We start from the raw sequence: 12,544 nt of genomic DNA on the forward strand, positions 1-12,544 counted from the left end.
TGAAATTCCCTATTTTCCAATACAAAAATCATGGAAAATACGTTCCAGAACCTCTGCTTTTAAATTTTTACCTGTTATTTGTCCCAGGGCCTCCAGGGCCCCTTGTATATCTACCCCCAGACAATCCAGAGGTACCTCCTCAAGAACTGCTAGTGCATCTTTGGTATGTTTGCGGGCGGTTTTTAAGGCTTTTTTATGTCTCATATTAAGCATAATCTCTAAATCATCGCTGCCTACTTCCCCTGAAACTACCATATTTTCTATAGTATCTTCCAGTTCATCCAAGCCGATATCTTCTTTAACCGAAATTCTTATTATTGGTACACATTGAAATACAGCCTTTATTTGCTCTTCAGTAATATTTTTTTCAGCCAGATCATCTTTATTAACTAGAACAATAGCTTTGGACTTATGAATATACTGGTAAATATCCATATCCTCATCTGTAATACCGGACTCATTATCAAGTAAAAACATAACCAAGTCTGCTTCCCTAACTACTTCCCGGGACCGTTCTACTCCTATTTTTTCAATCAGATCCTCGGTAATTCTGATTCCAGCTGTATCAATAATCTTAACCGGAATACCTTTTATATGGATATAATCTTCAATTAAATCCCTGGTAGTACCCGGGATATTTGTCACTATAGCCTTTTCCTTTCGCAACAAGGCATTAAGCAAACTGGATTTACCTACATTTGGTTTACCAGTTATAGCTATACTTATACCAGTCCGGTATATTTCAGCTCTATCACTAGCCCTGATAAGGTTATCAATATCTTTTACTATACCTTTTAAAAGGTTTCTTATTTCACTATAATCAGGATCCCCTACCTCATCGGGAAAATCTATACTTGCTTCCAGCAGTGCATTCACATGGATAATATTATGTTCTAATTGGAGTATCAATCTGCTATTGCTTCCACTGAGACTCTTCATGGCCAGGCGCATACTTTTATCACTTTTGGCCCTTATAATATCAATAATCGCTTCTGCCTGCATTACATCCATCCGACCATTCAAAAAAGCTCGGCGGGTAAATTCACCAGGTTCAGCCAGGCGAACTTCCATTTCCATTACCCTTTCTAAAACTCCCCGGGCAGGTAATAAACCCCCATGACAATTAATCTCTACTACATTTTCACCCGTATAGCTGCGTGGTGAACGCATTAATCCTACCAGCACTTCATCAATAGCCTCTCCGGTTTCATCCATTATCCATCCCAACGTTAGGCTAAAACTCGGCCTCTGGCACAGATTAACCTGATTACGAAAAGGCTTAAATATTTGGTGCACTTTATCTATTACTCCCGGTCCGGATAATCTTACAATCGCTATTCCGCCTACTCCAGGTGGGGTAGAAATAGCAGCTATATCATCATTTATCATTTTAGATCAACTCCTGACCATACTTACAGCTTAGTTTTGCTATACATATCTTATCAAAATTAAAGCTAATCTACACATAAGTTATCATTAAAAAAGGCCCCCTTATGGGGCCTTATAATACATCAGTTAATTTTACTTTTTTAATGAAATAACTACCTTCCGGTTAGGTTCATCTCCCATGGAATAAGTAGTAACCTGAGGATCACCCTGTAAAGCAGTATGCACGATTCGTCTTTCCTGGGAGCTCATGGGACGCATCACCACGTTTTTTCTGGTTTTTTTCACCTTATCTGATAACCGTAAAGCTAATGCTTCTAGGGATTGTTCTCTTTTTTTACGATAATCCTCCACATCTAAAATTATTCTTACTTTTTCATCCCGTTTACGATTCATTATAAGACCTACTATAAATTGCAGCGAGTTTAAGGTCTCACCTTTGCGTCCAATAAGAAGCCCCATATCTTTACCGATTATATTAATGCGGATTCGCCCATTCTCATACTCCACCCGATTAATTTTATAATCTATTTTTATTCTATTTAATATATCTTCTACTATCTGGCGAGCTTCCTCTTCTGGTTTCTCTCTCATGGTAACTCTAACTACTGCCGGCTTTTTGCCTACAAATCCTAATAATCCTTTGGTGGGCTCCTCAATAACTTCAATCATAACATCATCAATCTCACACCCTAGTTCGTCAAGGGCAGCTTTTATAGCTTCATCTACGCTTTTTCCCTTTTTTTCGAGTGTCTTTACTTCCATTACTACTCTTTCCTCCTTTTTCCCTCCCTGCTGTCTTAGCCTTGGTTTTTAAATCGGTTTTACTCTCTTTTTCTTTCTCTATTACTGTACTTTCAACCTGTGTTTCTACCCTTACACCTGTCCCAGTTTCTAAAGCTACTCGCTTACCTGTGGCATTCACGTATAGCTGTTGTGCAATACCCAGAATATTAAATACTACCCAATATAAAGGAAGCCCAGCCGGCATAGTGGCTGCAATCCATGCCATAAATACAGGCATAAAATATAACATCGTTTTCTGGGTTTGGTCTTTGGTGTTGACCATAGATACTTTTTGCTGTAAAAAAGTAGTAGCTGCAGCTAATATGGCCAGAATATAATAGGGATCCGGTGAACCTATATTGGGTATCCATAGGAAGCTGGCATGTTCTGCTACTTTAAAATTGAAATTAAAAAGGGACTGGTAAAAAGCAATAAAAATTGGCATTTGAATCAGCAGTGGAAGGCAGCCCCCAAACGGATTTACACCATGCTCCTTATAAAGTTCCATTACTTTAGTCTGCATGGTCTGAGAGTCATCCTTATATTTATCTTGTATGTACTTAATCTTCGGTTGTATTTCCTGCATTGCACGCATGGACTTCATTTGCTTTTGCGTCAGCGGAAAAAGGACTAATTTAATCACTATAGTCATGATTATAATCGCCAGTCCATAATTCGGCAGACCAATGCTTCCTGTTAGACCATACATAAACTGAATTACATCAGCAAACCATTGCACGAATGAATGCCACAAATTAAACCCTGCCTATCGGGAGCAACGATAGCAGGAATTCACCTCCTTGTTAATTAAAGAGATTTTCTCTATATACCCTTTTATAATTAGGGTACCGGATCATATCCTCCCTCATGAAAAGGATGACATTTACAAATTCTTTTAATTGTTAACCATCCCCCTTTTAAAGTCCCATATTTTTCCATAGCTTGAATAGAATAGTTAGAACAGGAAGGGTAAAAACGACATGATCTCGGTTTTAAAACCGTAACCTTCTGGTAAAGTTTTATAAGCCAGATAAATAATTTTTTCACATTAATCCAGCCTTCCTCATTCCAATCTTTAAATCTTTATCAAGCATCTCTTGAGATGCTTGATTTATATTATAACGGGCAATTACAATTATATCATTACCTATCCTAAAATTTTCCATGTTATTTTGGACACACGCTCTTATTAGCCGCTTAGCACGGTTACGTACTACGGCATTGCCTACTTTTTTACTGGCTACTATGCCAAAACAATTAATATTTTTATTATTGGATGCAATATACATTATTATATACTTGCCAGTTATTTTTTTCCCTTTTTTATAGATATTATTATATTCTTCACTCCTGCTTATTCTAAATTCTCTGCTTAGCATAGAAAACCTTCCTACTTTGAAATACGTAAAATAAAAGGTCGTTTGCCACGACCTTATGCGGAAATGGTTTTTCTGCCTTTTTTTCTGCGGTTTGCTATAACTTTTCTACCTCCACTAGTAGACATCCTTTCCCGAAACCCATGGACCTTTTTTCTCTGTCTGTTCTTAGGTTGAAAGGTTCTTTTCATTTTCTTTATAAGCCTCCTTATTAAATACGACACCATATTATTATATGGAGCAATCCGGGTCCATGTCAAGAATGACCGGATTGTAAATACTTCTATTAACAGATTTTATCTGCTATGATTAATTTATATGTGGACAAGTTTAAGGTCGACGACTCTTGTTTTTAGCCTTTACTTCTTATAATATATAAACTCACCGGGTTTTCCACAAATGCAGTCTTATCAACAGAAAATCTTTCCACAAATCAACAGGAGGATTCCTAATGTCCTATGAATATGATTATGCCAACATATGGAGTGACGTTTTACAACTTTTGCGTAAAGAAATAGGAGCTACCAGTTTCGATATTTGGTTTTCTATGGCTAAATATAGTACTTTTCGTAACAATAAAATATTTGTTACCGTTCCAAACTCTTTAACTAGAGAATGGATTGAATCCAGGTATTTAGAGAATATGCAAACTAAACTGCGTAGCCTTACTAACCAGGATATATCCCTGGTTTTAACTACTGAACCGGTAAAAGAAAAGGAAGGTAGTTTACCCCAATTAAATTCAAAATATACCTTTGAAACATTTGTAGTAGGAAACAGCAACCGATTTGCCCATGCGGCCAGCTATGCCGTAGCCGAATCTCCATCCCGTGCTTATAATCCCTTATTTATATATGGTGGGGTAGGACTAGGTAAAACCCATCTTATGCAGGCGATTGGTCATCAAATTATTTCTAAAGGAAATAATAATTCTGTCATGTATGTGTCTTCTGAGCAGTTTACCAACGAATTAATTAGCTCGATAAAAGATGATAATACTTCCGGTTTTAGAAACAAGTATCGCAATATTGATGTTCTTTTAATAGATGATATTCAGTTTTTAGCCGGTAAAGAGCGCACCCAGGAAGAGTTTTTTCATACATTTAATACCCTTTATGAAGCGAATAAACAACTAGTTATATCTAGTGATCGACCTCCACGCAATATTCCTACTCTAGAGGATCGCTTGCGCTCTCGATTTGAATGGGGTCTTATTACTGATATTCAACCTCCCGATCTGGAAACTCGAATTGCTATTTTACGAAAAAAAGCTGACCTGGAGAATTTAAATATACCTTATGATATTTTGGATTATATAGCTAATTATATAGACTCTAATATCCGTGAGCTGGAGGGGGCACTAGTTAGAGTGGTAGCCTATGCTACTATAACAAGTAAACCTTTAAATATGAATACCGCCAGTGAAGCCTTAAAAGATATTCTTCCTCCTCCCCGTCCCCGGAAGATTACTATCGAAATGATACAAAAAGAAGTGTGCCAGTTTTACAATCTGGAAATGAGTGAATTATTATCAAAAAAAAGAAACAAACAAGTAGTTTACCCACGTCAAATAGCTATGTTCTTATGTCGCCAACTTACTGATGCCTCTTACCCCCAAATAGGTGATCAATTTGGAGGAAGAGATCATACTACCGTTATACATGCTAACGAAAAACTAGAAAAGCAACTTAAAACTGACACTGAACTGGCTACGGCTATTGAAACCTTGTGTAAGAAGATAAATCCCAATTATAAAAATAACTAACCAGTCTTTTAGAGGTGCTGGGGAGGTGGATTCTTACTGCTTATTTATAAAGGTTAAAGAAAATATTCAGCCAGCAGCAACTAAAAATTTATACACAATTGGTGTTACTTTTAATACTTCAGAAAACAATTTATCAACAACACTATCCACGGTCTCTCTTTCTCATGTTTTCTGAAATACAATAGCTTATCCACATATTCAAGGCTACTACTACGGTTACTACTAATAACTTATAAATAATAAAGAATAACAAAAACCGCCGTCGCACCAAGCTCGTTGAATGGAGGTACAGCAGTGAAATTTAGTATTGAAAAAAAAGAGTTGTCCGCTCTTACCATGTTAGTTTACCGGGCAGCTTCCAACAAAAATACTATACCAGCACTTTCTGGTTTACTCCTGAAAGTTGATAATGATAATGGTTTAACTATGATTGCCACTGACATGGAGATAGGCATAAAAGCTTCTACCGATCAAATAACCATAGAACAGGAAGGCAGTGTATTAATAAATGCCCACTATTTCGCTGATCTCATTAAACTTTTACCTGATGGACCAGTTATATTACAACTTAACCAGGAAACCTCTCGTCTTAATGTTAACTATGGCCGATCTTGCAGTTTTTTAAACATTTATAGCAACCACGAATATCCAGATTTACCCTTTGAAATTATTAACCATCGCCTGGCTATACCACAGTCTATTTTAAAAGAGGCACTACGAAAAACTGCTTTTGCTGCCGCTATAACTCACTTCCGGCCAGTTTTTACCGGTGTTCTTTTTGATATATTGCCTGGACCGATTTTGAAAGTAGTAGCATCAGATACTCATCGCTTAGCCTACTACATGTATAATCTGGAAGATGAAAATTTAGAACCGTTCCGTTTTATTATTCCTACCCGTACTGTTAATGAACTACTGCGTATACTGGAAGATAGTGATGAAATGATTAACATCGGGTTTAACGAAAATCAAGTTATCTTCCAACAAGAGAATTTTATATTACTATCCCGGCTACTAGAAGGACAGTATCCCAACTATGAACAAGTAATACCAACCAGTTTTAATACCACTTTGACTATTGATCCTGGAGTGCTGGCCACTACTCTGGAAAGAGCCAGGATAATGCCCACTGATGACAAATTAAAAATTCCTCATGTTCAGTTCACTATTAGCGATAATGAAGGGATAATAAATACTTATTCAGAACTTATGGGTGAAATGGAGGAATTCCTGGAAAATATTAATGTAAATGGGGATAATAATATAAAAATAGCCTTTAATACCAATTATTTTTTAGATATAGTTAAAATATTTTCCGGGGAATGTGATTCTATTGAAATAAAATTATCCGGGTCTCTGGGGCCAGCCCTTATAAAAAATCCAGAAAAAGACAATTACTTATATATACTGGTACCTTTACGTACTAGTAATTAAATAAACTTTTACTAAGGAGCGGCTGATTGCCCATTGAAACTACAATTACTCCAGGTTTATAATTTTAGAAACATAAAAGCCCTGGAAATAAAACCATCCCCGGCTCTTAATGTTATTATCGGGGATAATGCCCAGGGAAAAACTAATCTATTGGAAGCTATTTATGTAATTGCTACTGGTAGCTCATTCCGTTCCCCGGGAGATAATCCTCTGGTTAATTATGAAGCTGATAATTATCAGCTAAAATCCCGTCATATTTATCAGGAACGACAGATTGATACTTTAGTAACTTATCAAGAAAAAGGCGGAAAAAATTATAAGATCAACGGGCGCAAAACCAACCGTAGTCATACAGATCGCCTGCGAGTGGTTATGTTTACTCCAGACGATCTGTATTTGATTAAAGGGTCCCCTTCTAGACGGCGCAATTTTTTAGATTTTATTCTCAAACAGATTAGTGTTGATTATGATTATTATTTAAATAACTATTTTAAAATATTAAAAAAACGAAATTATTTATTAAAAAAAGAAAATAAAGATCCCCATACCCTTAAAGTAATCAATGATATTTTTGTGGAATATGCGGCCCGGGTTATAATGGCCCGTATTAATCTGGTTACTATGCTAGACGGGATGATTAACGGTATTCATGCTGGTCTATCTGGTTCGCCAAGCGAGCTTAAGCTCAGATATGCACTTTCATTTCCTATCGATAATGGTAAAATTAATCTGGATGTTATTCATCAGGCCTTAAAAAAGCAGATGGAATTAAAAAAAAGCAATGAAGAGATACGCAGAAGAAGTCTGGTTGGTCCTCATTTAGATGATCTGCATATTTATCAGAATAATCGTTTGGCACGTCTTTATTCTTCTCAAGGCCAACAAAGAAATGTTGTGGTTACCTTAAAATTGGCTGAAATAAACACCATTTATGAGATAAACAGATTTTATCCGGTATTATTATTAGATGAAGTGCTAGCCGAATTAGACGAAGAAAAGAAAAATTTTCTTTTTAAATATATGCAAGAAGTTTCATTTCAGACGTTTCTTACCTCTACTCAACCATGGAAAAACCATGCTGATGCAGTAGTGTACGTGGTAGAAAATGGTATAATTACAGGAAAGGAGTAAATTCATGTATATTCACTTAGGCAACAATTACATCATATCTTCTAATGATATAATCGCCATTCTCAATATCGAACCTCCGGTTTCCGAAGATATAAAAGATATAATAGAAATCGCTAAAAATGATAAAAAAATTATTAATATAAGCGAAAAAGATAAACAAAAAGCGTTGGTTATTTGTGACGATTATGTTTATTTATCTCCCATTTCCTCAACCACCCTGCATAAGAGATCACTCAATTATAAAAAGGAGGGGTAAATAGGTGCGAGGAATCGAAAATGGCTATAATGCCTCCGATATTCAAGTTTTAGAAGGTCTGGAGGCAGTTCGTAAAAGACCGGGTATGTACATTGGCTCAACTGGACCTAGAGGATTACATCACCTGGTTTTTGAAATTGTAGATAACAGTATTGATGAGGCAGTAGCCGGTTTTTGTAATTGTATTAAAGTCATTATGAACCGGGATAACAGTGTTACTGTTTGTGATAATGGCAGGGGTATACCGGTAGATATTCATCCGGTAGCTGGTATACCAGCTATTGAGGTTATATTAACTACCCTGCATTCGGGAGGCAAATTTGGCGGTAGTGGGTATAACATATCAGGAGGACTGCATGGTGTAGGCTTGTCGGTAGTTAATGCTCTTTCTAGTCATATGCAGGTGACTATTCGTAGAGATGGTAAAATATACCGACAGGATTATGAGTATGGTTCACCGGTTAATCAATTATCGGTTATTGGTGATTCTGATCATACCGGTACCAGTATAAATTTTGTACCGGATGCGGGTATTTTTGAGGAGACTGTTTTTGAACGGGACATTATTATCCAAAGACTAAGAGAACTATCGTTTCTCAATGAGGGTTTACGGATAGTTTTTGTTGATGAACGTGAAGAAGAACCTTTTAAAATAGAGTTTCACTACACAGAAGGACTTAAATCTTTCGTGAACTATGTTAATAAAAACAAAGAAGTTATTAATGAGGAACCATTAGCATTTGAATATAAAAAAGATGATGTCGTAGTTAAAATAGCCCTGCAGTATAATAATGGCTACAGTGAAAATATATACTCTTTTGCTAATAATATTCGTACCCAGGAAGGTGGAACTCATGAGGTAGGGTTTAAAAATGGCCTGACTAGGGTAATAAACGATTATGCCAAAAAGAATGGTATTTTAAAGGAAAATGATACTAATCTGTCAGGGGAGGACATCCGCGAAGGTGTAGCTGCTATTGTATCGGTACTAGTAAAAGATCCTCAGTTTGAAGGACAAACCAAAACTAAACTAGGTAATACTTATATTCGTGGTATCGTAGAGAGCGCTATTTATGATAATATAGAGGATTATTTAAATGAGAATCCTCCTATAGCCAAAAAAATATTAGATAAAGCGGTATCAGCCCGGCGTGCCCGAGAGGCAGCTAAAAAAGCCCGGGAACTGACCCGCAGAAAATCGGCATTGGAATCTACTGCATTACCAGGTAAGCTAGCGGACTGCAGTAATAAAAATCCCAGTGAAAGTGAGTTATTTATAGTAGAGGGAGACTCAGCAGGTGGCTCTGCTAAACAGGGCAGGGACCGCAATTTTCAGGCGATTCTTCCTTTGCGAGGTAAAATCCTTAATGTGGAAAAAGCCCGTCTGGATAGGGTGCTTTCCAATGAAGAAATTCGCGCCTTAATAACAGCTATGGGAACTGGGATTGATGAGGATTTTGATATTAAAAAAGCTCGTTATCACAAATTGTTTATAATGACTGATGCTGATGTAGATGGATCACATATTCGGGTGCTGTTGCTGACCTTTTTTTATCGCTATATGCGGCCACTCATTGAAGAAGGTTATGTTTATATCGCCCAACCGCCTTTATATGGTTTAAAGCGGGGCAATTTAATTCACTATTTTCATAATGAAGAAGTTATGAATGAATTTATTAAAGAGTCTGGGAAAAAGTGGACTATCCAACGCTATAAAGGTTTGGGGGAAATGGATCCCGAGCAATTATGGGAAACAACTATGAATCCTGAAAAGCGCCGTATATTACAGGTCACAGTCGAAGATGCCATCCGAGCAGATGAAATATTTTCTGATTTGATGGGTGATAATGTCGAGCCAAGGAGAGAGTTTATCCAGGCTAATGCCAGGTATGCAACTAACCTGGATATATAGTGGAGCGTGATATTTTTTGTCAGAACAAAATCTATTCGAAAACATTGTACAAATAGACATAGAAAAAGAAGTTAAAAAATCATTTCTTGAGTACTCCATGAGTGTAATTGTTTCCCGGGCTATTCCCGATGTTCGGGATGGGTTAAAACCAGTGCACCGCAGGATTCTTTATGCTCTTTATGATATGGGTATGACTCATGATAAACCGCATAAAAAGTCGGCCAATATTGTAGGTGAAGTCATGGGTAAATATCATCCCCACGGAGACTCAGCCATATACGAAACTATGGTCAAGATGGCCCAGGATTTTTCTATGCGCTATCCGCTAGTTGATGGTCATGGTAACTTTGGGTCTATTGATGGCGATTCAGCAGCAGCTATGCGTTATACGGAGAGCCGTATGGCAAAAATTGCTTCTGAAATGCTGGCTGATATTGAAAAGAAAACCGTAGACTGGCGGGCCAATTATGACGATAGCCGGGAAGAACCGGTAGTATTACCGGCTCGTATACCTAATCTGCTTATTAATGGGTCGGCTGGTATAGCAGTTGGTATGGCTACTAATATCCCGCCTCACAATCTAGGTGAAGTAGTTGATGCCTTGAATCTGGTTATCGATAATCCCGAGGTTACCCTGGATGAGTTAATGGAAGTTTTACCTGGTCCAGATTTTCCTACTGCGGGTTTGATAATGGGTACTAAGGGCATCAGAAAAGCCTATGAAACCGGTCGGGGAAGTATTAAAATGCGGGCCCGTTATACGATTGAGGAACGTAAAGGCGGCAGAAATGCCATTGTAATTACGGAAATACCTTACCAGGTCAACAAATCCCGCCTGGTAGAAAAAATAGCAGAATTAGTCAGAGATAAAAAAATTGATGGTATATCTGACTTAAGAGATGAATCAGATCGGCGCGGGATACGCATCGTTATCGATGTGCGTCGCGATGCTAATCCTAATGTTATTGCTAACCACCTGATAAAACGTACCCAGATGGAAGATACTTTTGGTGTAATAATGCTGGCTCTGGTTAATGGTGAACCACAGGTATTAAGCCTTAAACAGGTTTTACTGCATTATATTGAACACCGTCAGGAAGTATTAACCCGGCGTACCCGCTATGACTTACAAGTAGCCAAAGATCGCTTGCATATTGTGGAAGGTCTGAAAATAGCCCTGGATAATCTCGATGAAATAGTGGAACTGATTCGTAATAGCCGGGACCGGGAAAATGCCCGTCAGGCACTTATAGAACGCTTTGGACTTACCGAGATTCAGGCTAATGCTATTTTGGATATGCGGTTGGCCCAATTAACCGGTTTAGAAAGAAGTAAACTGGAGGAAGAATATCACGCTCTACTGGCTAAAATTGCCGATTACGAGGATATTCTGGCTAAACCGGAAAGAATACTGGCTATGATCAAGAATGATTTAAACGAGGTCAAAAAGAAATATGCTGATCCACGCCGTACTGAAATTAGTCATGATACGGGTGAATACAATGTGGAAGATTTCATTGAAGATCATGAGGTAGTAATAACCCTTTCTAACCGAGGCTATATAAAAAGACAACCTTTAGACACATATAAATCCCAGAAACGTGGTGGAAAAGGAATTAGCGCAACCAGTATACGCCAGGAGGATTTCTCTATAAACGTAATTGTAACTAGTGTACTAGCTAATGTTTTATTTTTCACCAATCAGGGGCGGGTATTTTCCAACCGGGCCTACCAATTACCGGAGGCATCCCGCCAGGCCAAAGGGTTGCCCCTCATTAATTTCCTGGAGTTACGACCAGATGAAAAGGTGACCACTATGGTAGCAGCCCGTCGCTTTGAACATAAACGCCACCTGGTTATGGCCACTCGCCAGGGAATTGTTAAAAAAGTAAGCTTATCTGCCTTTAGAAATATAAGAAGGAATGGTCTTATTGCCTTAAATATTTTACCTGAAGACGAACTGGTAGGGGTGATACGGGTAGAAAAAGGCGATAAAATTATGCTCTCTACTGCTAAGGGTCTGTCTATTATGTTTGATGAAAACCAGGTACGAGCTATGGGGCGTACAGCTACTGGAGTCAAAGGTATTAGTCTGGATCCCGATAATTATGTGGTAGGAGTCGATAAATACCGGGAAGGTGCTGATGTATTAGTTGTTACAGAAAATGGATTTGGGAAGCGAGTCCCACTTAGTGAATTTAAAACCCAGCATCGTGGTGGAAAAGGCTTAAAAACCATTGATATTAATAAAAGAAATGGTTATGTAGTAGCTTTTAATATTGTATCTGAGGGACAAGAATTGGTTATTCTAACTGGTGAAGGTCAAATTATCCGCCTTCAAGTTGAGGATATATCTGTACAAAAACGTTATTCGCGGGGGGTACTTTTGATGCGCTTGCCCGATAATGACCGGATTGTTAGTCTGGCCAGATTTAAAATTGAAAAAGAAGAATAAAGCTCTATACAAAGCCAGGTAAATGTAATAGAATTTTAACTTA

General features: G+C 37.7%; 12 protein-coding genes. 6 read left to right on the forward strand and 6 right to left on the reverse strand.

What is annotated here, in order from left to right:
• Positions 1-9: 9 nt before the first annotated feature.
• From mnmE to rpmH, 6 genes are all read right to left on the reverse strand, one after another.
• Complete coding sequence (gene mnmE / locus ACZ5Q0_RS05790; protein WP_446818961.1) at positions 10-1,389, reverse strand: tRNA uridine-5-carboxymethylaminomethyl(34) synthesis GTPase MnmE; 1,380 nt, start codon at positions 1,387-1,389, stop codon at positions 10-12.
• A gap of 132 nt (positions 1,390-1,521) precedes the next feature.
• The gene (jag, locus tag ACZ5Q0_RS05795) at positions 1,522-2,151 is read right to left on the reverse strand and encodes an RNA-binding cell elongation regulator Jag/EloR (protein ID WP_446818960.1); all 630 of its coding nucleotides are present in this window, start codon (positions 2,149-2,151) and stop codon (positions 1,522-1,524) included.
• On the reverse strand, positions 2,108-2,911 hold the full coding sequence (locus tag ACZ5Q0_RS05800; RefSeq protein WP_447182253.1) for a YidC/Oxa1 family membrane protein insertase: 804 nt from the start codon (positions 2,909-2,911) through the stop codon (positions 2,108-2,110). Before ACZ5Q0_RS05800 ends, jag begins: the two co-directional genes overlap by 44 nt.
• A 101-nt stretch (positions 2,912-3,012) precedes the next feature.
• Positions 3,013-3,219: a membrane protein insertion efficiency factor YidD gene (yidD, locus tag ACZ5Q0_RS05805; RefSeq protein WP_446818958.1), complete on the reverse strand. Its 207-nt coding sequence runs from the start codon at positions 3,217-3,219 to the stop codon at positions 3,013-3,015.
• Entirely contained in the window at positions 3,216-3,551 is a 336-nt protein-coding gene (gene rnpA, locus ACZ5Q0_RS05810; RefSeq protein WP_446818957.1) for a ribonuclease P protein component, read from the reverse strand. Before rnpA ends, yidD begins: the two co-directional genes overlap by 4 nt.
• Before the next feature lie 53 nt (positions 3,552-3,604).
• Positions 3,605-3,775, reverse strand: coding sequence for a 50S ribosomal protein L34 (rpmH, locus tag ACZ5Q0_RS05815; protein WP_447182254.1), 171 nt, complete (start codon positions 3,773-3,775; stop codon positions 3,605-3,607).
• 224 nt (positions 3,776-3,999) lie between these two features.
• On the opposite strand from rpmH, the gene dnaA reads away from it, so the two are divergent.
• The 6 genes from dnaA (at position 4,000) to gyrA (ending at position 12,501) form a co-directional block, all read left to right on the forward strand.
• On the forward strand, positions 4,000-5,313 hold the full coding sequence (gene dnaA, locus ACZ5Q0_RS05820) for a chromosomal replication initiator protein DnaA (protein WP_446818954.1): 1,314 nt from the start codon (positions 4,000-4,002) through the stop codon (positions 5,311-5,313).
• Positions 5,314-5,607: 294 nt separating this feature from the next.
• Complete coding sequence (gene dnaN / locus ACZ5Q0_RS05825; RefSeq protein WP_447182255.1) at positions 5,608-6,747, forward strand: DNA polymerase III subunit beta; 1,140 nt, start codon at positions 5,608-5,610, stop codon at positions 6,745-6,747.
• 33 nt (positions 6,748-6,780) lie between these two features.
• Positions 6,781-7,878, forward strand: a complete 1,098-nt coding sequence (gene recF, locus ACZ5Q0_RS05830) for a DNA replication/repair protein RecF (RefSeq protein ID WP_446818952.1) — start codon at positions 6,781-6,783, stop codon at positions 7,876-7,878.
• A gap of 4 nt (positions 7,879-7,882) precedes the next feature.
• The gene (gene remB / locus ACZ5Q0_RS05835) at positions 7,883-8,134 is read left to right on the forward strand and encodes an extracellular matrix regulator RemB (RefSeq protein WP_446818951.1); all 252 of its coding nucleotides are present in this window, start codon (positions 7,883-7,885) and stop codon (positions 8,132-8,134) included.
• A 4-nt stretch (positions 8,135-8,138) separates the two neighbouring features.
• Entirely contained in the window at positions 8,139-10,046 is a 1,908-nt protein-coding gene (gene gyrB / locus ACZ5Q0_RS05840; protein ID WP_446818950.1) for a DNA topoisomerase (ATP-hydrolyzing) subunit B, read from the forward strand.
• 16 nt (positions 10,047-10,062) lie between these two features.
• Positions 10,063-12,501 carry a DNA gyrase subunit A gene (gene gyrA, locus ACZ5Q0_RS05845; RefSeq protein WP_446818949.1) on the forward strand — a complete coding sequence of 813 codons (2,439 nt, stop codon included), beginning with the start codon at positions 10,063-10,065 and terminating at the stop codon, positions 12,499-12,501.
• Positions 12,502-12,544 lie beyond the last annotated feature (43 nt).

It is taken from the genome of Syntrophomonas erecta subsp. sporosyntropha, from assembly GCF_055395365.1.

Bases quoted from the DNA above. Each gene is read 5' to 3' on its own strand.
- mnmE (WP_446818961.1), bottom strand. From the start codon at position 1,389: ATGATAAATGATGATATAGCTGCTATTTCTACCCCACCTGGAGTAGGC.
- jag (WP_446818960.1), bottom strand. From the start codon at position 2,151: ATGGAAGTAAAGACACTCGAAAAAAAGGGAAAAAGCGTAGATGAAGCT.
- rnpA (WP_446818957.1), bottom strand. From the start codon at position 3,551: ATGCTAAGCAGAGAATTTAGAATAAGCAGGAGTGAAGAATATAATAAT.
- rpmH (WP_447182254.1), bottom strand. From the start codon at position 3,775: ATGGTGTCGTATTTAATAAGGAGGCTTATAAAGAAAATGAAAAGAACC.
- dnaA (WP_446818954.1), top strand. From the start codon at position 4,000: ATGTCCTATGAATATGATTATGCCAACATATGGAGTGACGTTTTACAA.
- remB (WP_446818951.1), top strand. From the start codon at position 7,883: ATGTATATTCACTTAGGCAACAATTACATCATATCTTCTAATGATATA.